Origin of the sequence: Gilvimarinus xylanilyticus, assembly GCF_024195295.1 — a bacterium.
Classification (GTDB): domain Bacteria; phylum Pseudomonadota; class Gammaproteobacteria; order Pseudomonadales; family Cellvibrionaceae; genus Gilvimarinus; species Gilvimarinus xylanilyticus.
Map to the genome: position 1 here is coordinate 90,526 of NZ_JAMFTH010000004.1, position 24,217 is coordinate 114,742.

The following is a 24,217-nucleotide window of genomic DNA, read 5'->3' on the forward strand; positions in this document are numbered from 1 at the left end:
AAGGCTTAAGGTAGAAGCTAATCCGATAAGCGACCGCAAAACGCTCGCGAGACCAAGCGGGTTAGCAAATCTATCAATTCGCCAAATAGCGCTCCCATCTTTAGCCTCAAGCGCCGGTTATAGGCAAGAAATGTAAATGAGTGATGCATAACAAATCCGGCGCTTTTACAATTACCCTCGATTCATAAAAATAAAGGTTAAACATGAAACAGTGGGTCATTACATTTATCTTCGCCTTGACCAGTACTACTGCATTGGCAACCCCTCGCATCATTTTCGATACCGATTTCGGAGGCGACGCCGACGACCTGGGCGCCCTGGCCATGCTTAATCATATGCACAACCGTGGAGAGTGCGAGTTCGTAGCCGTGGCGAACTGGAACAACGAGCGCTATTCGCTACCGGCGATCGCCGCGATTAATCAATACTACGGTAATGGCGAAATCCCGCTTGGCACACGTAAAGAGGGTTTGTGGCACGGCGCTTGGCAATACAACAAACCCTTGGTTGACGCCCTGGGTAGTCCTATCACCGCTCAGCAAACACCAAGCACCACCGAGATGTATCGCAGGCTCCTGTCCAAAGCAGACGATAACAGCATAACTATCGTGACCGTCGGCCCACTTCTTAATATATTAAGCCTGCTAGACTCTTCGGCGGATCAGTACTCCACTCTCGACGGCAAAAGGCTGGTCGAGAAAAAAGTTAAAGAGTTTGTGGTAATGGGTGGACAATTTCCCAAGGGCGAATGGGAATGGAATTTTAACGGTAATATGCCTGGGGTAACCCGTAAAGTGATGGAGAAGCTTGACGTACCCGTTATATTCTCCGGTTACGAAGTGGGCCAAGCCGTAAAAACCGGTGAATCATTAAATCAACTGGAAAAAGACCACCCACTCTACATCGGCTACCGCCACTTCAGTGAACACGCCGAGTGGATGCAAGAGCAGTTTGATGGCGACATTTCTGCCAACGCCTCCTACGACCAAACTGCTGTGCTTTACGCCGTACGCGGCCTGCAACCCTACTGGAGGCTGTCCCCCAAAGGCATAGCCACCGTGAACGATGAGGGCGGCAATACTTGGGAAGAAACGGCTGAGGGTGAGCACAGGTATTTGATACTAACAGATGCTAAGGCTGCGACCCACGCTGTGCTTTCGGCCATGCTGGGAGAGGACACTAGCCTAAACCAAACCAACGGCGAGTGACCTGCCAGCGACTTAGCAAAGTAAATTCGAGCACCCAAAACGCAAGCAATGACAACCCCACAACCGGCAACAAGATACCGAGCAAAAGTATGCAGACGGTAAGCACCCGCCCTACCCTGGTAGAGGGCACGGCAGCCGGGGCGCCCAGCGTTCCCGACGGCCGGCGGCGCCACCACATAATTGCCCCACTGACACCCAGCAGCACCAACCCGGCCGTGGTAACCACACCCAGCACTAGGTTAAACCAGCCGAATAAATAGCCCTCGTGGGCGGCGACGCCAATACCGACGATACGATCCACCAGCGGCTTATCGGCGAAGTTTTTCGACCGGGTGATATCGCCTTGCGGGTCGAACCATACATCAACACGCTGGGGACGATTTTGGGTTTGCGAGCTGACTTTAAAGTCATCACCCGCCGCCGAAATTTCAACCGGGTGAGGCAAAGCCAAAGCGTGTGCACGGGTGACAACAGCGGCGGGCAAATCGATGGTATCCACCACTGAGGGGCGCCAGGAGGCTCGCTCTTGTGCGCGGGTTTGCGTCCAATCCTGCACCACCGGGGCCGCATTCCACTGGCGCACCTCTTTAAAAGCGGCGCCCCAGACTAAGGCCCACGGCAACCCAGAAATAAGCAGAAACAAGGTAAAGGCACTCAGCCACATCCCGGTAACGGCGTGAATATCGCGCCAAAACAACCGCTTGCCTTTACCCAGGCGCGGGTAAAGTACACCGGCTACACCTTTGGCGCTGCGCGGCCACCACAAATACAGCCCGGTCACGATTAACACCACGGCCCAACAAGCGGCCAATTCAACCAACACCGAGCCAAACCGCCCTGCCATTAACTCGCCGTGAAACTCGCGCACCTGGCGCATAAACATATCGTCATAGGCGATGCTTTTCAGTACCTGGTTGCGATAGGGATCGACATACACCTGTATGCGCTCGCCCTTGTCGCTCACACTCACCACGACCGAATGCCGCTCGCTTTCCGGCAAGCGATAGGCCATAAATTGCGAACCGGGATAAGCGGCCTGCGCGGTTTTAATAAGCTGGTTGGGGGTAAAACGCTGTTCGCTCACCGCCAATTGATTAACTGGCTTATCCACCCAGTGTTCAAACTGCGGCTTGAATAAATAGATGGCTCCGGTAATGGCCAAGGTAATAACAAATGGAATACAAAACACACCCGCGTAAAAATGCCAGCGCCACAAAGTGCGATAAAGTGTGCGGTTTACCTTGCTCTCGGGTTTAGTGCTCGCCTTGGTTTGCGGCTCTGTCAAGTTGCTCATTGCCAGGTCTGCCTCTTACAAATCATAAGAAAAGTTGAGGTAAACCGTACGCCCAGGCCACGGGTGGGCAACATAAGCGACTTCATTGGTCAGGTTATCCACCCCCACGCCAGCGCTAAAAGCTTTACTAAAGCGATAGCTGGATTTGATTCCCACGCGGGTGTAAGCATCCTGCGCGCCATAAACGTTTTCTGCGGTATCGGTGTTGTCCAGGCGTCCGTAACTGTTGCTGGCGTACTGCACACTGCCCCCAATGTCCCACCGATCGCTTAAATGATAGGTCGCCAACAAATTCGCGCGCCACTCGGGCATTCGCGGAAAGGTATTGCCGACAATACTGGGATCGGCCTGATTTTCTAAAATTTCGGCGTCTGTATACGCCAGATTCAGTCGCACATCCAAAGGCATCGACCAGATCTCATTGACGTTGGCGATAAACTCCACCCCACGGGTGCGCACCCGGTCGATGGGAATAAAGGTACGAATCGACGATCCGCCGGGCAAAATAGTGGACTGAGAGTCGATGGCGTTATCGACATCGTCTTGGTACAGATTTACCCGCCAGTAACCATTCGCTAAGTCGCGCTGCAGCATCAGGTTTTGATGCAGTCCGTCTTCGGGGCCAAGCTCGGGGTTAGCCAGGCTGATGGCGTTATAGGCGCTGTACTGGCTAAACAATTCCTCGACAATCGGGAAACGATAGGCCTTGGCCAGCGAGTAACGCAACTGCCAGAGGTCGGCAAAACGGTAACCGGCCGAAAACTTGGGCGAGAATTTATCAATGTCGTTACCCGGCACAGGCTCCAAATCAAAGCCTGGGGTCGATGGGTCATCATCCGAGTAATAACCACCTTGGCTCTGCCACTGCTCGTAACGCCCACCAAACGCGAGATCAATAGCGTCGCTCAACTGCCAGTTAAGCTGCGCAAAGGCCGCCGCCACATCGGTCTCGCCGCCACTGCGACTGCGATAATTGTTTTTCTCGGAAGCGGCATAGTTATCGGAGTTGTACACATTGTAATTTAACTTATAAGACTCGTAGCGAAGCCCAGTCACCACATCCAAATCATCCAGTAAAAAATCGTCGCTGCTGAGCTTAATCTCGGCGGTCTGCCAACCGGTGTCGTCATAATCGCTTACCTGACCACTCAGATCATAAGTGGCAAAAGCCGGGTTGCTGGCCGAGCTGCGATTAATATCTTCAAGAATATCAAACTGGCTTAGATTGGCCTCGATACGGGTGCGCTCACTGAGATCGGCACGCAGCCGAAGGCCTACCGACAAACTTTCGCGATCGGCCGAGCTGACGTTTAGCCGGTGCACCGGGATATCATAGCCATTACCCTCAATGACCACGCGACCGCCGTAGACAGCTTGGCCGCTATCGTCAAACACATAGCTATTAGGTTGATCGGTGTCGGAGTGACGATCCTCATAGGCAACATTCAAAAGCGCGGAAAACTGATCGACTTCGTACCCGAGCTTAAACTTGAGGTTGTCGGTGGTGGTATTCACAACGCCCGAGTCGCCGAAATAAAGACGCTGGTTATTTTGCGAGTCCGGCCCCTCAATGCCGCCACTGGCGCTTACTGAACCTTCCGCCGCAGCGGGCGCCGCGTAGTAAAAAGATTGCGGCTGTGAATCGTTATCCAGGTGATTGTAAGATACGTAAACGCTGGTATTGCCAATTTTATCGCCAAACGAGACAAAGCCCTTGTAGCCACTGACACTGTCATCGAAACCGTAATCGTCAAAACTTTGAGAAAACCAAGAGCCATCCACATGAAACTCGCGTTTTTGCGGAATAGCCGTTTCGATCTCTACCACCCCGCCCATGGCGTTGCCACTGTACTCGGCCGAGTAAGGGCCGTAGATGACGTCCACCCGGGCAATTTCGCTGGCCGACACCATGGTCCAGCGCGGCGCGCCACTCCAACGCGATTGCAACAGATAATGCAGCGGAACACCGTCAGCGAACACCATGGAACGCGAGGTTTGAAACATATTGGCACTGCGAATACCCAGGGTGCCATTGGAATCGCCGATAAAACGCCGGCGAATGACCAGACTGGGTTCGTACTTCACCACATCCTCGGTGGTGGCCATATTAATGCTGGCAAAGTCGCCGGGTTCGAGAATACTGGTGGGCCCGACCCGCTCAGCGGTGCTACTTTCGGCGCTCTGTCCCCAGACTTTGATTTCTTCTATTTGACTTGTCGACTCGGCCGCAGCGGGCGCACCTAAAAATACAACGATCCCTAGGCCAAAAGGCACACTGATAGTTCTTTTCATAATTCTCCCCCAAAGTGGGTAGAGAACTTAGGGCAAAGCGGCCCCGGCGCCCAGTGACAAATTGTCGCACCCGGCAAATACCTATACGCAATGCGAAACAGTTGGCAATAACCACACCCACCGGGTTAAAAGCCAGTGGGCTTAGCGGCGGCGCAAACCTATAGTGCCAGCGCCCAGCATCATCAACACCAGAAAAAGAAGTGCCAGGGGCGAGTTAACCGGCAAATTAGCCGGTCCACCGGGCACAGGCGGCGGTGCAACGTTATTCACAAAAACGCAGCGAACCGTATCACCCGCCTCGAGCGTTACGCTCACTGCACTGTCGCCATCGTAAACAGACGGCCCGCCGACGCAGGTGGCCCCCAGCAGATTCCAACCGTCGGGCACAGACTCACTGAGCTGATAATCACCGGGCGCCAAATCGGTAAAGGTGGTGGACACGCGACCACCGGTCGTGGTCAGCACAAAGCTACCCAGATCGCCACTGAACGGGAAACTATCGTCGCCGCCCACCGCGACATTCGTCACAATTAAGGTAGAGGTGGGAGCTACAGTGCGCTCATTAAGAAATACGCATGCCTCCCCATTGCCATCGGTTGGCATGGTAATAGTAGCCGAGCGGTTTGCCAGATCAATCGAGTGGCTACCCGAGCAGCGAATAGCGCGCAGCGACCAACCGTCGGACGGCATTTCGGTTACGGTGTAATCGCCCCCCGGTACACCAAAGCCCCGCGCGGCTCTGCCGTCACTGGTGGTTAAAGTTAACGAATTAATCGGTAAGGTGACGCTAAAGTTAAAACTGTCATCGCCGCCAATCGATACTTTACCCAGCGCCAAAACGCCCCCGCGAATGCGGCGGCGGACGTTGGTAAAGGTGCAGGTAACCTCTTCGCCTGCGGCCACAGTAATCTCAGCGCGGCCGTTCAACAAATCTGTGCTGGAGCCATTATCACAACTCAGCGCGTTTAATCGCCAAGTGGGGATCAATATCTCACTGACCTGGTAAACCCCGGGCAACAGATAATCAAACCGACGCTGCGCCGTACCGTTTTCGGTCTCGAGGGAAAAATCCCCCAGATCACCGTTAAAGCCAAATGCGCCATCCTGTGAACCCGACTCTTTAACAATAGTAATGGCGCCGGGCTCGGGCGGCAGCGGCCGATTGATAAACGCGCAGGCCACGCCCGGCCCGGAGCCGTCCAAAGTCACGGTGACAGAACCCGCCGCAAGGTCGATCGCCTGGGTGCCAGTACAGCGAATATTATTGAGCGACCAACCGGCGGGAATCGATTCGGCAATGGTGTAATTACCGGGCGCCAGGTTGGTAAACAACTGTTCCGCATGATGGTTGTTGGTGCTTAAGGTAAACGCACCCAGATCACCATTAAAGTTGAAACTGTCGTCGCCTTCTAACGAGATCTTGGCAATGGCAATGCTGCCAGTGGGCGGTGGATCCAGCGAGTTTACATAGGTACAGGTGACATTCTCCCCCGCCTGCAGGTTAACGGTTGCCGAGGCGCCGTTCACACTGCTGTCACCATCGCAGCTCAATGAGTCCAGACTCCAACCGGCGACTTGGGTCTCGCTAATGGTGTAGCTACCCGCCGCCAGAAAATCAAACACCTGGGTGGCACTGCCGCCGCTAGTCGTTAGATTAAAACTGCCCAAATCCCCACTAAAGGCAAAGGTGCCATTGTTGGCGCCACTGTCTTTTACTACGGTTATCGAAGCGGGCGCCGGTGGTAGTAAGCGATTGACGAAAGTACAAACGGCGCCGGCGCCGGTAGGCACTGATACCGTCACTGCGCCGGTTTGGGTATTACTGGTGTGAGCGCTGCTGCAGCGAATTCGGGTTAGGGCCCAGCCCTCGGGCACCAGCTCATTGAGGGTGTATTCGCCCGCGTCTAAACCAGTGAACACCTGACGCGCGCGGCCATTACTGGTGGCCAAATCGAATGCCCCCAAATCACCGCCGAAGCTAAACGTAGCATCGCCGCCGAGCGCCAGTTTGGTAACCACCAATGCACCTACCGGCGGCGGGTTGAGTTGGTTGGTGTAGGTACAGGTGACATTTTCACCCGCTGCCAGGTCGACACTGGCGGTACCGGTATTTACATCCACGCTAGAGCCGTCGTCGCACGATAACCCCGTTAAAGTCCAATCTGGCTCCACCGCCTCGGTAATCTCGTAGGTGCCGGGGGTTAAGTAATCAAACCGCGTTGAGGCACTGCCGCCCTGGGTGGTCAGGGTAAAGTCATCCATATCGCCGCTAAACGCGAACACGCCATTGTGTTCGCCACTTTGTTTTACCACAGTGATTGAGCCGCGCTCCTGGCGATTGATAAATACGCAGGCCGCCCCGGCCGTGGTGCCGTCAAGGCTGATCGTGACCTCGGCATTGGCCACATTAATAGCCTGAGCGCCGGTGCAGCGAATATCTTCTAATGCCCAGCCTTCGGAGGCCAACTCACTGACCGAATAATCGCCGGCCGGCAGCCCGGTAAAAGCACGGGCGACATGACCATTGGTGGTGACCATATCGAACACCCCAGCGCCCAAGTCACCGTTAAAAGTAAAGGTGTCGTCGCCGCCCAAGGCGATTTTGGCGATAATAATGGTATCGGTAGGCGGCGGGTCCATGCTGTTGCTAAAGGTACAGGTGACGTCTTCGCCTTCGCCCACAACGATACTGGCCGTGGCCGTTTCCAGATTGGTGGCACTGGCATTCGAACAACTGATGTTATCCAGAGTCCAACCGGCGGTAACCACTTCGCTGACACTGTAAGTGGCCGGGGGCAAATCGCTAAAGGTAATTGATTCGCTGGCCCCGTCCGTCGTCAGGGTAAAGTCACCCAAATCGCCCGCAAAACTAAACAGGCCATTGTCTGCGCCACTGTCTTTAACAATAGTAACCGAACCTGGCTCGGGCGGAATTTCTGAGTTTACAAATACACAGGCCACTCCACCCCCGGCGGGCAACTCAATACTGACTTCGTTTGAATTCAGGTCGACATTCTGACCGCCGCTGCAGCGAATAGAATCCAGCATCCAGCCGGCGGGCACCGCTTCACTAACATCGTAGGTTCCGGCGCTCAGGCCACTAAACACCTGGCGGGCATTGCCATCGCTGGTGACCAAATCAAAATTCCCCAGATCACCGGTAAAGCCAAAGGTGCCATCGGCGCCCGTTGAATGTTTAGCGATAACAATGGTGCCCGGCGGTGGCTCTTGTAGTTGGTTGGTAAAGGTACAGGTCACATGTTCGCCATCGGCTAGGTCGATAGCCGCACTGCCGCTTGCCACGTCTACCGTAGAGCCGTCGCTGCAGCTGATATCCGTCAACACCCAATCTGGCAGCTCTGGTTCACTAACGGTATAGGTGCCGGGGTCCAGGTCATCAAAGGTCATGCTGGCAGAACCGCCGATGGTGGTCAGGGTAAAGTCGCCCAAATCACCGGCAAAACCAAAGGCGCCATCGGTGGTGCCACTGTCTTTAACAATCACAATGGAAGATTTGGCACCCACCGGATCGACAGTGCAGCCCAGCGTTGGGTCATTGGGGTCGGGCTGTTCTAGCGTCACCCGCTCAAGGTTACTGTCTAGTCCCGTGTCGATATCAAAATAATCGGGCGGGTTACTCTGGGTGGCGTCGTACACGTTGAGCGGATCACCGACACCCCCCACCGCGCTTCCCTGATTCACCGAGTAGCCCTCAATTCGCAGATTACCGGAACCATAAACCTCACCATTTAAGGTGAGGCTGTCGGAACTCATCATTCCATCGGGACCAATGCTAATGACACCGCCGCCATCCACAAGTGCTTCAGTCTGGACCAAAAATAAACCCGTGTTTTCCACACTGGAGCTAATAATGGCATTGGCATTTACAAAAAACTGACAACTGTTGTAAATATCACCATTGCTGTTTAGCTGCATCTGCCCATCGATTTGCAGATGGTCGGTATTGACCAGAGAACCACCAATATTCGCCGCACCTGCAACTCGCATATCCGCCGAGTTAAGAATAGTCCCCGAATTAAGATTTAACCCGCTCGGAAATTGCAGACTGCCTGCATTATCGATGGTAATAAAGCTTAGGTTAGTAGCCCCAGCAATGGCTAAGGTGGCATCCGCATGATTGGTCATGGTGATTTCACCATTGATGTTCATACCGGAGTTGAACGCTGTATAGCCCTCGTTGTTCAGGGCAAAACCAGTGTTGACCACCACATTGGGAATATTCGCTTCCCCACGCACATATAATGCGCCCGCCGAGTTGTTCATAGTGCTGGGCATAAACACCGCGCCACTCTCAACACAAATACTCGAGCCGGCAGCAAAGTTATTAATTGAGCCTGTGAACATCCCTGACCCCGGATTGCCATCAGTACGTACCAAAAGCACATCACCGGGATTTAAGTTGTAATTAGCCCCTCCCCCCTCATCAATCAACGTCGGGCTAGCGCACGCATCAGAAAAAGTTTGCGCATTAGTAATAGGCGAAAGCAAACCCAGCAGTAATAGAGACAGGGACCAGAACAAAACAACAGCGGGGGAGATCAAGCGGGACATCGAGCTTAAATTCCTATTTTGGCACGAAAGTTAGGTAAGCGGTACTTGGCAAAGTCAATGACAAAACTCCGCGCAAGCCAAGCCACCTTCTCCTTAAGGCAATTACTATAGCACGGGGGGTTGAGGTACTGCGACGATCAGCCCAGCCAAGCGAGCAGCGACTCACTGAGAAGTTTTACGCCAGCAACGGCTAAGAGTACGTAACAAACACCATAAAACCAGCGGTCGGAAACCCGGTGGTGGAGCCAAACTCCAAGCCGCACACCTATCGGCGCCAAGGGTAGCAGCACCAAAGAGGTCACAAACGCGCGGGTATCCAATTGCCCCGTCCAGACATAGGGCACCAGTTTGATGTAATTAACCACGCTGAAAAACAACACCGTCGTGCCCACAAACAAAGTTTTGGGTAGATGCTGAGGCAATAAATAAATTGAAATAGGAGGGCCGCCAGCGTGAGCAATATAGCTGACAAAGCCCGCAATGGTGCTCCAGAAGCCGCCGCGCCCCACACTGGCCGGTTTAACCGCCACCCGCTGCAAAATATGTTTGCCCCACACATAGTGGCCGACAAAATACAGCGCCATCACCCCCACCATAAAACGGATCATATTGGCATCCATATAGGTGGACATGGCCGCGCCCAGTATTAAACCCAGCATGGCAAAGGGGAACATAATGGCGAGGTTTTTCTTATCCCAGCGGCCGCGAAAACTCCACAAGCTGACCAAATCCATGCTGCATAAAATAGGCAGCAATACCGCTGCCGCCAGGCGCGGATCGATGGCCAGTGAAAGCACCGGCACCGCCAGTGACCCCAGGCCGCCACCAAAGCCGCCCTTGGATAGGCCCACCAGCAGTACCACTGGTATCGCCAAACAATAAAACAACCACTGATCGATCATTGCGCCCCCACATCTGAAGGCGCAATTTTACACAAGGCAGCGTTAGTGGGAAACGTCGTAGGGGTTGCCGCCCAAAGCGTTGGAGATATCGGCAATCGCTTTTTGCGCCCGCACACTGTTGCCGGCGGCATCCAGCGGTGGGGAAATAACCGCGATGCCGAACTTGCCGGGCGATACCGCGATAATGCCGCCCCCTACCCCGCTTTTGGCGGGCAGGCCGGTTTTGTAGAGCCACTTACCGGCATCGTCGTACAAGCCGGCGGTGGCCATGACCGCGAGAATTTCAGGCACGTTTTTAGCTGAGGTTACCTGTTGATCGGTCACCGGGTTCTTACCCGCATTGGCGAGAGTGGCGGCCATAATGCCTAAGTCCCGCGCATTAACGCCCACCGAGCACTGGCGAGTGTAAATATCCGTAGCCCGGAGGAAGTTGTCATCAATATGGCCATAGGCGTGCATTAAAGACGCAATAGCGCGATTGCGCTGGTTGGTGGCCGCCTCGGACTTATAAACATCTTCCAACACGGTTAACTCGCGTCCGGCAAATTCGTCGTATTCGCGCGCAATTTTCCCCCAGATTTCCTCGTAATCTTTTCCGTCCACCAGGCTCGTGGTGGTAATTGCCCCGGCATTCACCAGCGGATTCATTTCCGCGCCCTGGTATTGCTCGATAGCGACAATGGAATTAAACACCTGGCCCGTGGCATCCACCCCCATGTTTTCCACCAACTCCTGGGTGCCGTCCTGATCCATCACCAACGCCATGGTAAAAACTTTGGAGATCGACTGTATCGATACTTCGGATTTTATATCGCCTTGGGTGTAAACCTTACCGTCGGTGGTGACCAGGACTATGCCGTAAATATCCGAATCTACTTTAGCGAGGGCGGGAATATAATCGGCGTTTTTTCCTTCATCCAAGGTACGGTATTTTTGATAGGCCTCACTCAGCGCCTGTTTGATGACGGCCTCGGTCAGTTCAGCCGCTTGAACAAAGCTTGCGGCCATAACCGCACCGCTGAATACCAACGCCTTCAAGATCACTCGTCGCTTGTTCATAGTCTGTTCCTTTTTCTATGTTGTTCCTTAGAAGAAATCGTTACTGCTAAAGGTATATTTCACCGAAAACTGCACCCGGTTGTCGGTGCCGAAGGCGCCACCAAAATCAGTGCGCTTACCCCACAGATACTCCCCGCCTAACATGATCTGCGGCCAAGGGCTGTAAAGCAAATTCACCGAGGCGTATTCACCTTTTTGAAAAGCGCTGTTTAACTGCCGGCTCTGGTTATCTACTTCGGTAAAACTGTAACCAAAGGCGCTGCTCATCCGATCATTCCAGGCGTGCTCGTAATAAGCCACCACACCCAGCAGGGGGACAGCCTGTAGATCTTCCGGATCCAGATTATCCGGCGCGATATCCATACCGCCGTCATTCATATAACTGGCAATTCCCTCACCGTACACCAACCCCAGGCGCAAGTGATCATCACCCAAATTGAGCACGCTACTGAGGTTAACCCCATACCCCAAATCATTGCCACTGGGCTCGTGATCGGCGGTGCCCGACTCTTCATAACTTAAATCGCGCACAATACCCGCGAGCTGCATATGCCCCCAGTCGTCTTGCATACGGTACTGGGCGGTTAAATCCGGCAGCGCGTTACGGCCATTTAAATCAAAACCGGCCGCACCGAGCAAACCGTCGTCGACATCCACACCCGGGTTCTCGATGGCCAGGGCAAAGGTGTTGGCCCCCTCAATGGGTGTCCAGCGAATCTGCGGGTTGCGCAAATACACCATGCCCGCCGGCCCCCAGTAGTCGATCACATTGGGGAATAAATCGCCGTCCATAAACAGCGTATTAGTCTGCCCGGCCAACAGGCTGCGCCATTGACCATAGGCGTGACGCAACCGGATTGTGGTTTGCCCTTCATCGCTGCCCACCCCGAACATATCGAATTCAAACACGGTGTAAATGCTGTCATCGCCGACAGGCAAGTCGGCTTTTACCCCCAGGCGGCTTTGCCGGGCACTCAGTATTGCCTGACCGTCGCTACCGTATTGTCCATCCGCTGTGGGAATACGCGAGGGCCGCAAAGTAGAATCCCACTCGGGCTGTACTCGCTCAAAGTCCTGCACATAATCGAGCTGAGCAAAGCCGTATATTTCAAACTTTTGCCGCCAACCGGCGTTGTTTACCGCGACGGCTTCGTCCATACCCAAGCGCGCCTGCAACATTTCCAACTGGGCGCGGGTCATCACCACCTCATCGCGCAGCTGGTCCAGCTCATCGGCGACAGTCAGCGGGGCAGCGGGGAGCAAAACAAAAGCGGGAACAAAAAATCGCAGGGGCCAACGCATATCACTTCCTCTTATTGAATGCGTAGAAAAGCTTAATATAGCCTTCGATTATGACACTGGCAAACCGGGCTAAAAATTACAAAGCGCGAAATACAAGCGAGGTGTTTATGCCGCCGAAGGCGAAGTTATTACTGACCACCTGCTTAAGCGGCCGTGACTGTAGCGCCCCGCGCACATAGTTCAAGGGGGCGCAGCGCGAATCGGGTTGCTGCAAATTTAGCGTGGGCGCCAGTAAACCCCGACGCATTAAATGCACGCAAGCCCAGGCCTCTATCGCACCACTGGCCCCCAGGCTATGCCCCAGGTGGCCTTTTAGACTGCTCACCGGCACATCCGAACCATAAACCTGATAGCAGGCCTTACTCTCGGCAATATCGCCCCACTCGGTGGCGGTGCCATGCATATTGATATAGTCGATATCCCGCGCGGCGATACCGGCATCCTCCAGTGCCCAGCGCATGGACTTGCGCATGCTGTCGGTGTCGGGCTGAGTCACATGGCCGCCATCGGAGTTGGTGGCAAAGCCCACCACTTCGGCCAGCATTTCGGCGCCCCGGGCGCGAGCGTGTTCATACGCTTCCAGCACCAAGCTACCGGCGCCTTCGCCAATCACTAGGCCATCGCGGTCGACATCGAAGGGACTTGGGGTCTGGGTGGGCGTGGCGTTTTTAATACTGGTGGCGCGAAAAGTATCAAACACCGCCGCCTCGGACGGGCATAGCTCTTCGGCGCCACCGGCTAATATGACATCTTGTTTGCCACTGGCTATGGCCTCGTAGGCGTAACCAATCGCCTGGCTGCCCGAGGTACAGGCCGAGGCGGTAGGATAAACACGACCCTGAATGCCAAAGCACACACTCAGGTTAATAGCCGTGGTGTGGCTCATCATTTTCAGATAATTGGTGGCGGTAACCTGGCGTAAATCCCGCCCGCTTAACTGCGCGGCGAACTCGCAAATAGCGTCGGTGCTGCCGGTAGATGAGCCGTAGGCAATACCCATACGACCGCTTTGGCAAAGTTCACTATCGAGCAAGCCGGCTTCCATTAACGCCGTCTCGCTCGCCACCGCCGCCAGCTGCGACACCCGTCCCATGGTGCGAAGCTTTTTGCGCGGGTAATGAGCCGGTAGGGTAAATGAATCCACGGGCCCCGCCAGACGAGTGCGAAGCCCCTGGTAAACATCCCATTCGGGCATCTGGCGAATACCACTGCGGCCCTGGGCCAGGGCGTTTTCAAAGTCACCCCAGCGTTGACCCAGAGCCGTCACCGCCCCCAGGCCCGTAATGACTACCCGCCTCACGAATCCAGCCGTTTTAAAATCAACGAGGTATTCACGCCGCCAAAGGCAAAATTATTGCTCATAACAAACTCGCACTCAATCTCGCGGCCACTGCCTGTCAGATAATCCAGGGGGGCGCATTCGGGGTCGGGGGTCTGCAAATTAATGGTGGGGGCAAACCAGCCGCTGCGCATCATCTGCAGGCTAATCCAGGCCTCCAGCGAACCGCAGGCGCCCAGGGTGTGGCCGATATAACTTTTTAGCGAGCTGATGGGCGTGCCCTCGCCCAGCACCGCACAGGTGGCCTGAGATTCGGCAATATCGCCCTTGGCGGTGGCGGTGCCGTGAGCGTTGACATAACCAATGGCCCCCGCATCCAATCCCGCATCGTTTAAGGCAAGCTCCATGGCGCGCCCCATGGTCTCGGCCTTGGGCTCAGTCACATGGGCGCCGTCCGAGTTGGTGCCATAGCCGACAACCTCGCCCAAAATGGTGGCCCCGCGGGCGCGGGCGTGTTCATAGTCTTCCAAAATTAACGAGCAAGCGCCCTCGCCAATCACCAAGCCGTCGCGATCTTTATCGAAAGGGCGCGGGGTTAACTCGGGCTGATCATTGCGGGTGCTGGTGGCAAACAACGTATCGAATACCGCCACCGGGGTCACATGAAACTCTTCGGCGCCGCCGGCGACCATTACATCCTGCATCCCGTATTTGATGGCCTCGTAGGCGTAGCCAATGCCCTGACTGCCAGATGTACACGCCGACGCGGTGGGAATAATGCGCCCGGTCATGCCGAAAAACATGCCGATATTCACCGTGGCGGTGTGGGTCATGGTGCGCAAATAGGTCGAGGCGGTGAGTTCGTCGGTGGTGTTCTGAGTAATAATTTTGCTCAGCGCCGGAACATCGCCGGGCGTTCCTATGCACGAGCCATAAGAGACTCCGGTAGCGCCATTGGACAGCACCGGGTCGTCGGTCAGCCCCGCCATATTCAAGGCCTGCTCAGTGGCGTAAACCGCCATAACCGACACCCGCCCCATGCTGCGCAGTTTTTTGCGCGGGTATTTAGGCGCAACAAAATCCACCGGCGCACCCAGACGGGTGTTTAGCCCCTCAATGGCGTCCCACTCGCTAAGCGCGCGCACTTTGTTTTGACCCGCGCGCAAGCTGGATTCCATATCCGCCCACTCGTTGCCCAGGGCACTGACCGAACCGGCGCCCGTGATCACCACTCTGCGCATTACAACATCCCACCGTTAACGGAAATCACCTGACGGGTGATATAGCTCGCCTGGTCACTCATTAAATAACCCACCAAGCTCGCCACTTCCTGGGCCTGGCCAAAGCGGCGCAAGGGGATCATTCTTTTCGCCTCGTCGGCGAACACCTCGTCGATCATATCGGTTTCAATAATGCCCGGCGCGACGCAGTTAACGGTGATTTTGCGTTTACCCAGCTCCAGCGCCAGCGCTTTCGTGGCACCAATAAGCCCCGCCTTGGTAGCGCTGTAATTAACCTGACCACGATTGCCCGCGAGCCCCGCCACCGACGATAAGGTAACAATCCGCCCGCCCTTGCGCGCCTGCACCATAGGCATTACCAGTGGCTGAACAATATTGTAAAAGCCATCTAAATTGGTATGAATCACACTGTCCCAGTCGTCCTCACTCATGGCGGGAAAGGCGTTGTCGCGGGTGATGCCGGCATTGCACACCACCCCGTAAAACGCGCCTTTCTCGGCGACACTCTGCTCCAGAGCCTCGCGCGCGGCAGACCGGTCGGCCACATCAAAACATAAGCGTTCAGCCTCGACGCCCAAATCGCGAATGCGCGCGCACACTTCATCAGCCTTTTCCACACTGCCCCGGCAGTGCACACTGATGGCAAAGCCCGCTTCGGCCAGCTGCAACGCAATCGCTTTGCCGATACCCCGGCTTGAACCTGTAACCAATACCCGGCGCTGCATCTTCTCTCCTGTGTTCACTCTATTTTTCTCTCTCATCCATCCCGGCTATGACGACTCTAGACCCGGCGGCTCGCTCGCGGCCAGATACGCGTCCGGGTCATCCGGGCGAAAGGCCGAAAACTCGGCATCGGCCAACACCCATTGCGGATCACCGGCGTCGACTATCCGACCGCTAAAAGACACGATTTGCGCTTCAAACAACCCGACCTTAACCTCAACCCGCAACACTTGTCCCAGAGCAAACACCGGTTGGTGCGCATGATACTGCCGCGCGCTGATTAAAAACGCGGGCTCGATGGAGCGCCCGGCGCGCTCGTCTGCCAAGCCCAACCACACAGCGGCGGTTTGCGCCATAAACTCAATCCCGGTCCAGGCGGGTACGCCCTGTTGCACGGCGGCGTAAAACGCATTATCCGTGCTAATGGTGGCTTCGGTGACCACTTTATCTGGCTCGCTTAGCACCAGCCGATCAATCAATCGCATGGGCAGCCGGTGCGGAATATAGCGCTCAATATCCATCGCGTCTTCCCACAATAATCGCGGCGTTATTACCGCCAAAGGCAAACGAATTACTCAAGTAAACCCGCGCCCCCGAGGTGTCCAGGCGCTGCCCAACCTCAACCAAGTTAAGCGCCGCAATCTCGGGGTCATACTCCCCATCGTAGCAATGGGGCGGCAGTTTACCATCGCCCTCGTTCAACGCCAGCCACATCAGCGCCGCCTCGTTGGCACCAGCGGCGCCCAATGTATGGCCCAATTGGCCCTTGCTGCTACTGCACAGCGGGCGATGGGGAAACAAACGGTCAATCACCCCGGCCTCCATGGCGTCGTTAAGCGGAGTGCCGGTGCCGTGCAGATTAACGTAATTAACGCTCGATGGATTCAATTGGGCCTGCTGCAAGGCCCGCTTAATCGCAAGCTCGGCCCCGGTGCCCGCCGGGTCCGGGGCCGATATATGGTGCGCGTCAGAGGATGCCCCCGCTCCCATCAACTCAATGTCGTGCACCAGTGGTTCGCGGGTTACCACAAAAAATGCTGCCGCCTCGCCAATATTAATACCGCACCGGTTGCGGCTAAAAGGCACGCAAGGGGCATCGCTAACCGAATCCAGCGCCGCAAAACCGTTTACCGTCAGGCGGCACAAACTATCGGCGCCCCCCGCGATCACTGCATCGGCCATATCGCTGTCCAGCAAGCGCTGGGCCGATGCCAGCGCATGGGCGCTGGATGAACAGGCCGTAGACAGGGTATAGGCCACCCCTCGGGCGCCCGTCAGTTGCGCCACCAGAGGCCCTAAATTGCCAATTTCCTGCGCGGCGTATTGATAATCTGCAGGCACTGCCCCCTGCTCAACCTGTGCCGCTACCGCTCTTTCGCCCTCGGCAATCCCCGAGGTACTGGTTCCAGCCACCACCGCAATGCGCCCAGGCTGATAGCGCTGACGCACCACATTCAAGGTATCGTGCAGTTGCAAAAGCGCCGCCTGGGCGAGCTGGGCGTTGCGACTTTGGTAGCGCGCAAGCGCCGGTGGCAAACTGGGCAGAGCCGAGAGTACCGGTGCGGTATAGGTCGTCGCTCCGGGTATCCAGTCGCACTTGGCGAGCCCTTTGGCGCCGCTAAACAGCGCCGGGGCAATCGTTTGTTTACTATCACCCAGGGCGTTCACCAGCCCCAGGTCGGTTAAATACACAGTCATAAAGGTTTAACGTCGACCCGGTAGTCACCATAAAAAAATTGATTGGGATTGCGCGTGCGCCACTGCCACCAGCGCCGGGGACCGCGCAGCAGGCGTACTTCGCCATCGGCTTTATTCAGCGTTAAGCCCGCCGCGCTCACACACTGGGGGGTTAAATGTTCGCGCCTCTGCCACCAGCTAAAAGCGGACAGTAGCGACTCGGCGTCGGGGCCGCGGTATAGCTTACTCACCTCAAGCTGCCACTGACCCTCCCCCGGCTGGGCGCGAAACAGCGGCGCCCCCACGGTATCCAAAGCGACATATACCTGACCTGCCTCACTGCGCATCAGCAAACGCTGCTGCACCGTCCCTTGCTCGAAAATTGTGAGCAGCGCCGTGCTATTTTCTACCTTGGCGCAGGCGTTAGCGTCGGGCATCGAGGGCGCGCGCGCGCAGCCACACAAAACCAATCCTACGACCGCCAACCAGCGCCACATCAGTCGCTCTCCGACGCACAAAACTGTCCCAGAGCATTTAACCGCCTTTGCGACTGGGCGACAAAAGGATTGTCCTTATCCCAGGCGTAGCCGGCGAGAATCGAGGAAATCATCTCTCGCACACTGGGGGCCTGGTTGGGAAAGAAAATCACATCCTGAAACAAACCGCTGTACCAGGCATCCACAAACACGCGAAAGGTATCTACGCCCTCGCGCAGTGGCGCTTCGTACTCGCGCCGCCAGTCTATGGTTTCCCCCGCAAGCTGACGCGCAACCAGCTTTGCCGCCATGCTGGACGAGCGCATGGCGATGGTAATACCCGAAGAAAAAATAGGGTCCAAAAACTCGCCAGCATTCCCCAAGAGCGCATAGCGGTCGGTGGCCAAATGCTTCACATTGCGCGAGTAGCCGGATAACTGATTGGCCGGATAACACCACTCGGCCCGCTGCAATAATTTTTGTAACTGCGGCACCTCGGCGTGCATGGTTTGCACCAATTCCAGCGGCGATGAAGCGCCGCGCGCGGCCAACTGTTCGGGGCTGGCCGCCACCCCCGTGGAGCATTTCCCGCCGGCTAACGGAATCACCCAGTACCAGATATCGCGATGTTCGGGATGCACCACGATTAACACCTTATTGCGGTCGAATTCCGGGTCGGTAATATGATCATTGACATGGGTAAAGGCGGCGTTACGCGGGGGCAAATCCGAGGGAATTTCCAAATCCAGCAGGCGCGGCAAGACCCGGCCAAAACCGCTGGCATCCAGCACATAACGGCAGACAACCTGCCCGGTTTTCCCGGCGGCGCTCTGGTAGTCGAGAACGGCGCCCTCGTCCATTTCGCGATAGGCGGTGACACTGTGCTCAAAGGCAATTTGCACACCCTGGGCCTGGGCCTGGTCGGCCAGTAATTTGTCAAAGCGCGCGCGCTCCACCTGAAAGGTCGTGCCGTGGCCGGGGGTAAACTTTTCTTCAAAGTTATAGTAGGTTCCACACTCGCCCTTGGCGAAGGCCGCGCCGTTTTTAAATTGGAAACCGGCGTCGCGCACCGCCGGTAAAAAGCCGGCCTCTTCAATGTATTGCATACACTGGGGCAGCAAACTTTCGCCGATGGAGAAGCGGGGAAATTGTTCGCGCTCGAGCACTAACACTTTTATTCCCGCGCGATTGAGTAGCGCCGCGGCAATCGCGCCGGACGGCCCCGCGCCTATAACCACAACATCAACCTGTTCGGGCAACTCGGCCATGGGTTACTCCCTTATTTTCTGCGCCCAGGGCGCCAACGCAAAAGCCAATACAATTCCCACCAACACCACCAAACCAAAATTGTGTATGGCCGCCGTAGCGCTTAAGGATAAAAGGCCAAAAGATAGCACGGTGGTGGCCGTGGATAAACCGACCGCCAGAAAGGTAGCCTGCGATCGGGCGGCGCTCTCGCGCCAGAACAAGGCGTAATCCATACCAATGCCCAGCACCAACAGCAGCGCCATAATATGAAACACGCTAATCGCCTGCCCCAAGAACAACACCGCCGTCAGGGCAATGCCGCTCGCCAGCGCCGCCGGTAGCACGACCCGGACCGCGCCCCGCACTCCGTAGCGCGACCACAATAAAACCAAAATTACCGCATAGGCGCCCAGCAATAAAACACTGGCGCGCTCGCGATACTCGCGCAGCAACTGATTGGTACGCGTCACCGGGTCCACCCAGCGCACACCAGGCACGGTTGCAGCAAAAGCGGACAGCGCGGCCCCATCTTGCAACCCGTAGAGGGATATCACGCCATAGTGTTTACCCCGATTGACAAAGTAGCCGGGGGCTGAGGGCAGCTGGGCATAGCGGGACAGTTCGGCATCGACATCGATAAACACCGGCGATGATAACGATGCAATAAAACCTGATTGGGCGGCGGATTTGACCCCCAGGGTTTCATACATGGATGCCAAAAGGCCGCTGTCGATCACCCTATCCTGCCAAATCTCGGCATTGCGTCGCTGGCGCTCCCCAGACGGTAGCAGCTTGGCCAGCGAACGATAGCTGTGCATGTACCCCGCCTGCACCCCGGCATCCAGCTGGGGCTGAAGGGCCTCAAGGCGCTGCAATAATGTTTCCGCACTGGACGCCTGCACCAGCAAATAAGGCAGTGCCGGCTGTACGGCAAGCGCGCCGCGAACCCGCTGATCCATCGCCTGAAGTTGAGGATCGGCGCGCTGCATCTGCCGAATATCATCGTTTACTTGCCACACCGACGCCCCCACCCCCAGCAGTAAAACAACCACAATGGTCAGTGCCGGGGCAGTCAGCTTGGACAGCAACCCAAGCTGCAGCCGGCTAATCTGCGCAATCCACTTGCTCAGCACCGGCCCTAAACTAAAACCCGCAGGCCGGGACAAAAGCTTGGGGTAAAAACCAATTACCACGGCGTAGGCAACGACTAACCCGCTCCCTGAAAGCACCGCAATTTGCACAAATCCGGGAAACCCCGAGGCGGTAAAGCTTAAATAACCCGCGCCGCTAGACAGCACCCCCAGGGTTAGTGGCGCGATCAGCTGACGCAGCCCCTCATCCGATCGCCAGCGTTTTCCGGCGGCAAAACGTTTACTAAAAAAATGCAGGCTGTAGTCAATAGCCACCCCCACCAACGCCGCCCCAAACACCAACGCCATGATATGCACCTGGCCAAACACCCATTGGGTCATCGCCAGGCCAGCCACTACACCTGCGGCTATGGGCGCAAATGCCAGCGGCAATACGCTGAGTTGGCGGAACACCAACAGCAGCAACACCACAATTCCCACCGCCGAACCCAGCCCCACGGTGGAGACTTCGGCGCGCGCCTGTGCTGTGCCCGAAAGGGTATAAAAAATCGCCCCGGTATCCAGGCGTTGATAACCGGACAAATCGCGCAAAGGCGCAAAGGCCTTTGCTAACACCTGGGCAAACTGAGTTTGGGTGGCCACCGAATAAGGCGAGGCCGCCAACTCAATGCGCAGCACGTAAAACTTTTGTTGCTCTAAGTTGATGTACGGAAAACCGGCGCCGTCAATTTGCAGCGCTTCGGGAGCGGCTAATGCCCGCCTCTTAAAAGCGGCCAGGGTTTGCAATGGGTCATTGGCTAGCGCATCGCGATTAATGCCCCCGGGGCGAGTCAACACATCCCGCAGGGTGCTACGGCGCAACGATTCCAGCGACTGGTTTTGCAGTTTTTGTCGCCAGGCATCGGTTAAAAAAATGGGTGCGTTATCGGAATACAGGTCGCTAAAATGATCTCCCTCCGCCCCCAGGCCCAATTGCGGGGTCTTAATACACGGGCAATCTTGCAGGCGGGTAATAACCTGTGGCAACCGCTCTACGACTGCTCGATTATCATCGGCGCCCACTAACAACAGAGCCTGGTTCGCAAAGCTTTGCGATAATTGGCGCTCGGCCTGTTGTTCTGCTGCAGAATGGTTTTGCTGGGGAAACAGCGCCAGCAAGTCGGTGTTGATCTCCAAGCGAGGCAGCATCCACAATCCGGCCAGCAACATAAAGGTCGCCAGCAGTCGGCAACACCACACCCACGGGGTCAGCATTAGCGAGTCTCGCGATCCGGGTAACTGAACTCGAGCAAGGTGTAGTCGTCATCGGATTCGGCAATGGTCACCTGAGTAATCAGCCCGCCGCTGCCGGTCACCAACAAACGATCCACCACATCAGCCAAAGGCGCCTTTTGTGGGACCAGCGCCATATGCCATTCATTATTTGCGGCGGGCGCCAAATAGAGCGTAAACACGCTATAAAGTTGTTCGGGCTTTAGCGCAAAAAGCTGTTCAAACATACGAAAAAAACCGTACACCGAAGGCTCGGCCGAGGGTGTGATCACTTCTTGCTCGCCATCTACCAAACGGACAATCTTTTCGCCATTAACTTTATAGCGAACCGCGAAGGGTTCGTGCAGTTGCCAATCAATCGTGCCCTCAGCGGACAGAGCAAAAGATCCCTTGCCAATAATCGGCTCTGCCAGTACCGAGAGATGCTTTTCCTGGCGGACATCTCCCCCGAGAGGAAGCGAATCCCGTACCGCTTGCGCGATAGATTCCAACCTATCGCGTTGGGCGTCACTGTTTACCGGATAATCCAACACTCCCTGGGCTGCGCAGCCCAGAGAGAAAAATAAACCGCCCAGAAACACCCCAAAACGTATCATGCATTCCTCCGTTGGGTTTGATAAGCGGCTACTTTCTCACCCAAAATAGGCGGCGTGGCGAAACACATTTCGCCGTTCTGTAAATCTACCGCTACCTGAGTGCTATAGCCTTTGGTCAGGCGTTCACCCGTCTCAACATCAATAATCGTGTAGCTGATTTTTAACCGCACATCCCACTCCTCCAGTTTCGCTTCGATGCGAATGGTGCGATTAAAGCGGGCGGGTTTAATGTACTTTAAGCGTATATCCACCACCGGAAACCCATAGCCAGAATCGCGCATAGTGAGGTAGTTGTAATCGATCGCATCCAGCAGCTCGCAGCGTGCCTGCTCAAAGTATTTGACATAGTTTCCATGCCAGACGATGTCCATACTGTCGACATCGAAAAAAGGCACCTTTACCTCTTGCGAAACCACAATAGGCGCATCAGTCATTGGGATACAACTCCCAGTGTTGGGCCCGGATACGCGACACACTGTCGCGCAGGGCCGATTCCAGCGGACGGTCTTCTTCTACCGTGGCAAAGTACTGCTGAACCTGGTCACACATATCCTGCAGGGGCAAAGTAATGGCGTCAGCGTTAAAATCAGCGTCGCGCCGGCGTAATGTCAGCGCCTGGGTAGCGGCCAGAAGCCCGGCCGCGGCCACTTGCTCGGTCAACTCCAGCACTCGCTCGCAGTCGCGCGCAGCAATGGTACCCATACTCACCTTGTCTTGATTATGGCACTCGGTGGAGCGGGAAAACACACTGGCGGGCATGGTGTGTTTAAGTGCTTCGGCAGTCCAGGCCGAGGCGCCAATTTGCACCGCCTTAAAACCGTGGTTGATCATCGCCCGGTCCGCGGTGGCACCGGATAAGTTCGCAGGCAGACCATTGTTAAACTTCACATCCATTAGCAGCGCCATTTGCCGATCAATCAAGTCGGCGATATTCGCCACCGCGGTTTTTAGCGCATCCATAGCAAAAGCGATATGACCACCGTAAAAGTGTCCGCCGTGCAGCACATGTTCGCCTTCACCATCGATAATGGGATTGTCATTGGCGCTGTTTAATTCGGTTTCGATAAACTGGCGCAACCAGGGTAAAGAATCTTGCAACACGCCGATAATGTGCGGCGCACAACGCACCGAGTAACGGTCTTGCAGGCGGTCGGAGTTGCGCGCGACTTCACCGGCGTCCAGGTCGTTGTGAATCCAACGGGCGATCTGCCCCTGCCCCGGGTGCGGCTTAACCGAAAACAGCTTGCCATCAAAGTGATTGCTGTTGCCCTTTAACGCGACGCTCACCATCGCGGTAATACGGGTTGCCAACTTAGCCAGGTATTGGGCCCGGTCAAACGCCAAGCAAGCCACAGCGGTCATCACCGCCGTGCCATTCATAATCGCCAATCCCTCTTTGGGGGCCAGCTTTAAAGGCGCCAATTTTTCCGCCGCTAGGACCTCGGCCACCGTTTTGCGCTCGCGGTTATAATAAACATCGCGCTCGCCGACCAAGCTTGCCGCCACATAGGACAGGGGGGTCAAATCGCCACTGGCCCCTACCGAACCCTCTTCGGGTATCACCGGTACTATGTCGCGCTGAATATAATCAGCCAATCGCTCCAGCAGCTCGACCCGAACCCCGGAATAACCCCGCGACAGGGATGCCAGGCGCGCGGCCAAAATCGCGCGGCCGTGTTCACGGTCGAATTCGCGCCCCAAACCACAGCCGTGAAAACGGGTTAAGTGCAGAGGTAACTCCTCGACCAAATGCGGGGGAATACTCACCGTACAGGAATCGCCGTAACCGGTGGTGACGCCGTAAATAACCCCCTCTTCGCGCCACAGGTCACTGACAAAGCGGGCACTGGCGTTGATCCGCGCCAGGGCGTCGGCATCATCGGTCAGTCGGGCACCGGCGCCGCGCGCAATCGCGACCACGTCTTCAATGGTGATAGGCGCGGCACCAAATGCAATATCGGTGGGCGCAGTTTTGCTTGTCATAA

General features: G+C 55.9%; 18 protein-coding genes. 1 reads left to right on the forward strand and 17 read right to left on the reverse strand.

Annotated elements, in window-relative coordinates:
• Positions 1-203: 203 nt before the first annotated feature.
• Positions 204-1,208 (forward strand): nucleoside hydrolase, encoded by a 1,005-nt coding sequence (locus M6D89_RS12455; RefSeq protein WP_253968408.1) that lies wholly within the window; start codon positions 204-206, stop codon positions 1,206-1,208.
• On the opposite strand, the gene M6D89_RS12460 is transcribed toward M6D89_RS12455, so the two are convergent.
• The 17 genes from M6D89_RS12460 to M6D89_RS12540 form a co-directional block, all read right to left on the reverse strand.
• Positions 1,180-2,502 carry a PepSY-associated TM helix domain-containing protein gene (locus tag M6D89_RS12460; protein WP_253968409.1) on the reverse strand — a complete coding sequence of 441 codons (1,323 nt, stop codon included), beginning with the start codon at positions 2,500-2,502 and terminating at the stop codon, positions 1,180-1,182. The genes M6D89_RS12455 and M6D89_RS12460 overlap by 29 nt on opposite strands.
• 15 nt (positions 2,503-2,517) lie before the next feature.
• Positions 2,518-4,794 carry a TonB-dependent receptor gene (locus M6D89_RS12465; RefSeq protein ID WP_253968410.1) on the reverse strand — a complete coding sequence of 759 codons (2,277 nt, stop codon included), beginning with the start codon at positions 4,792-4,794 and terminating at the stop codon, positions 2,518-2,520.
• Positions 4,795-4,935: 141 nt separating this feature from the next.
• Complete coding sequence (locus M6D89_RS12470) at positions 4,936-9,159, reverse strand: prealbumin-like fold domain-containing protein (RefSeq protein ID WP_253968411.1); 4,224 nt, start codon at positions 9,157-9,159, stop codon at positions 4,936-4,938.
• Between the two features lie 344 nt (positions 9,160-9,503).
• Complete coding sequence (locus tag M6D89_RS12475; protein ID WP_253968412.1) at positions 9,504-10,268, reverse strand: sulfite exporter TauE/SafE family protein; 765 nt, start codon at positions 10,266-10,268, stop codon at positions 9,504-9,506.
• 42 nt (positions 10,269-10,310) lie between these two features.
• Entirely contained in the window at positions 10,311-11,327 is a 1,017-nt protein-coding gene (gene glsA / locus M6D89_RS12480) for a glutaminase A (RefSeq protein WP_253968413.1), read from the reverse strand.
• Positions 11,328-11,354: 27 nt separating this feature from the next.
• Entirely contained in the window at positions 11,355-12,629 is a 1,275-nt protein-coding gene (locus M6D89_RS12485; protein WP_253968414.1) for a DcaP family trimeric outer membrane transporter, read from the reverse strand.
• Between the two features lie 76 nt (positions 12,630-12,705).
• Positions 12,706-13,929 (reverse strand): beta-ketoacyl-ACP synthase, encoded by a 1,224-nt coding sequence (locus M6D89_RS12490; RefSeq protein ID WP_253968415.1) that lies wholly within the window; start codon positions 13,927-13,929, stop codon positions 12,706-12,708.
• The gene (locus tag M6D89_RS12495; protein WP_253968416.1) at positions 13,926-15,149 is read right to left on the reverse strand and encodes a beta-ketoacyl-ACP synthase; all 1,224 of its coding nucleotides are present in this window, start codon (positions 15,147-15,149) and stop codon (positions 13,926-13,928) included. The genes M6D89_RS12490 and M6D89_RS12495 overlap by 4 nt, the downstream gene beginning before the upstream one ends.
• Positions 15,149-15,874, reverse strand: coding sequence for a 3-ketoacyl-ACP reductase FabG2 (locus M6D89_RS12500; RefSeq protein ID WP_253968417.1), 726 nt, complete (start codon positions 15,872-15,874; stop codon positions 15,149-15,151). Before M6D89_RS12500 ends, M6D89_RS12495 begins: the two co-directional genes overlap by 1 nt.
• A 45-nt stretch (positions 15,875-15,919) precedes the next feature.
• Positions 15,920-16,393, reverse strand: coding sequence for a hotdog family protein (locus M6D89_RS12505; protein ID WP_253968418.1), 474 nt, complete (start codon positions 16,391-16,393; stop codon positions 15,920-15,922).
• Complete coding sequence (locus tag M6D89_RS12510) at positions 16,383-17,570, reverse strand: beta-ketoacyl-ACP synthase (protein WP_253968419.1); 1,188 nt, start codon at positions 17,568-17,570, stop codon at positions 16,383-16,385. The genes M6D89_RS12505 and M6D89_RS12510 overlap by 11 nt, the downstream gene beginning before the upstream one ends.
• Complete coding sequence (locus M6D89_RS12515; RefSeq protein ID WP_253968420.1) at positions 17,567-18,046, reverse strand: hypothetical protein; 480 nt, start codon at positions 18,044-18,046, stop codon at positions 17,567-17,569. The genes M6D89_RS12510 and M6D89_RS12515 overlap by 4 nt, the downstream gene beginning before the upstream one ends.
• Complete coding sequence (locus M6D89_RS12520; RefSeq protein ID WP_253968421.1) at positions 18,046-19,293, reverse strand: NAD(P)/FAD-dependent oxidoreductase; 1,248 nt, start codon at positions 19,291-19,293, stop codon at positions 18,046-18,048. The genes M6D89_RS12515 and M6D89_RS12520 overlap by 1 nt, the downstream gene beginning before the upstream one ends.
• A gap of 3 nt (positions 19,294-19,296) precedes the next feature.
• Positions 19,297-21,618 (reverse strand): MMPL family transporter, encoded by a 2,322-nt coding sequence (locus M6D89_RS12525; protein WP_253968422.1) that lies wholly within the window; start codon positions 21,616-21,618, stop codon positions 19,297-19,299.
• Complete coding sequence (locus tag M6D89_RS12530; protein WP_253968423.1) at positions 21,618-22,232, reverse strand: outer membrane lipoprotein carrier protein LolA; 615 nt, start codon at positions 22,230-22,232, stop codon at positions 21,618-21,620. Before M6D89_RS12530 ends, M6D89_RS12525 begins: the two co-directional genes overlap by 1 nt.
• Positions 22,229-22,666 (reverse strand): acyl-CoA thioesterase, encoded by a 438-nt coding sequence (locus M6D89_RS12535; protein ID WP_253968424.1) that lies wholly within the window; start codon positions 22,664-22,666, stop codon positions 22,229-22,231. The genes M6D89_RS12530 and M6D89_RS12535 overlap by 4 nt, the downstream gene beginning before the upstream one ends.
• Positions 22,659-24,215: an HAL/PAL/TAL family ammonia-lyase gene (locus M6D89_RS12540; protein ID WP_253968425.1), complete on the reverse strand. Its 1,557-nt coding sequence runs from the start codon at positions 24,213-24,215 to the stop codon at positions 22,659-22,661. The genes M6D89_RS12535 and M6D89_RS12540 overlap by 8 nt, the downstream gene beginning before the upstream one ends.
• Positions 24,216-24,217: the final 2 nt, after the last annotated feature.

Coding starts and splice junctions, on each gene's coding strand:
- M6D89_RS12455 (WP_253968408.1), top strand. CDS start 204: ATGAAACAGTGGGTCATTACATTTATCTTCGCCTTGACCAGTACTACT.
- M6D89_RS12460 (WP_253968409.1), bottom strand. CDS start 2,502: ATGAGCAACTTGACAGAGCCGCAAACCAAGGCGAGCACTAAACCCGAG.
- M6D89_RS12465 (WP_253968410.1), bottom strand. CDS start 4,794: ATGAAAAGAACTATCAGTGTGCCTTTTGGCCTAGGGATCGTTGTATTT.
- M6D89_RS12470 (WP_253968411.1), bottom strand. CDS start 9,159: ATGTTCACAGGCTCAATTAATAACTTTGCTGCCGGCTCGAGTATTTGT.
- M6D89_RS12475 (WP_253968412.1), bottom strand. CDS start 10,268: ATGATCGATCAGTGGTTGTTTTATTGTTTGGCGATACCAGTGGTACTG.
- glsA (WP_253968413.1), bottom strand. CDS start 11,327: ATGAACAAGCGACGAGTGATCTTGAAGGCGTTGGTATTCAGCGGTGCG.
- M6D89_RS12485 (WP_253968414.1), bottom strand. CDS start 12,629: ATGCGTTGGCCCCTGCGATTTTTTGTTCCCGCTTTTGTTTTGCTCCCC.
- M6D89_RS12495 (WP_253968416.1), bottom strand. CDS start 15,149: ATGCGCAGAGTGGTGATCACGGGCGCCGGTTCGGTCAGTGCCCTGGGC.
- M6D89_RS12500 (WP_253968417.1), bottom strand. CDS start 15,874: ATGCAGCGCCGGGTATTGGTTACAGGTTCAAGCCGGGGTATCGGCAAA.
- M6D89_RS12505 (WP_253968418.1), bottom strand. CDS start 16,393: ATGGATATTGAGCGCTATATTCCGCACCGGCTGCCCATGCGATTGATT.
- M6D89_RS12510 (WP_253968419.1), bottom strand. CDS start 17,570: ATGACTGTGTATTTAACCGACCTGGGGCTGGTGAACGCCCTGGGTGAT.
- M6D89_RS12515 (WP_253968420.1), bottom strand. CDS start 18,046: ATGTGGCGCTGGTTGGCGGTCGTAGGATTGGTTTTGTGTGGCTGCGCG.
- M6D89_RS12520 (WP_253968421.1), bottom strand. CDS start 19,293: ATGGCCGAGTTGCCCGAACAGGTTGATGTTGTGGTTATAGGCGCGGGG.
- M6D89_RS12525 (WP_253968422.1), bottom strand. CDS start 21,618: ATGCTGACCCCGTGGGTGTGGTGTTGCCGACTGCTGGCGACCTTTATG.
- M6D89_RS12530 (WP_253968423.1), bottom strand. CDS start 22,232: ATGATACGTTTTGGGGTGTTTCTGGGCGGTTTATTTTTCTCTCTGGGC.
- M6D89_RS12535 (WP_253968424.1), bottom strand. CDS start 22,666: ATGACTGATGCGCCTATTGTGGTTTCGCAAGAGGTAAAGGTGCCTTTT.
- M6D89_RS12540 (WP_253968425.1), bottom strand. CDS start 24,215: ATGACAAGCAAAACTGCGCCCACCGATATTGCATTTGGTGCCGCGCCT.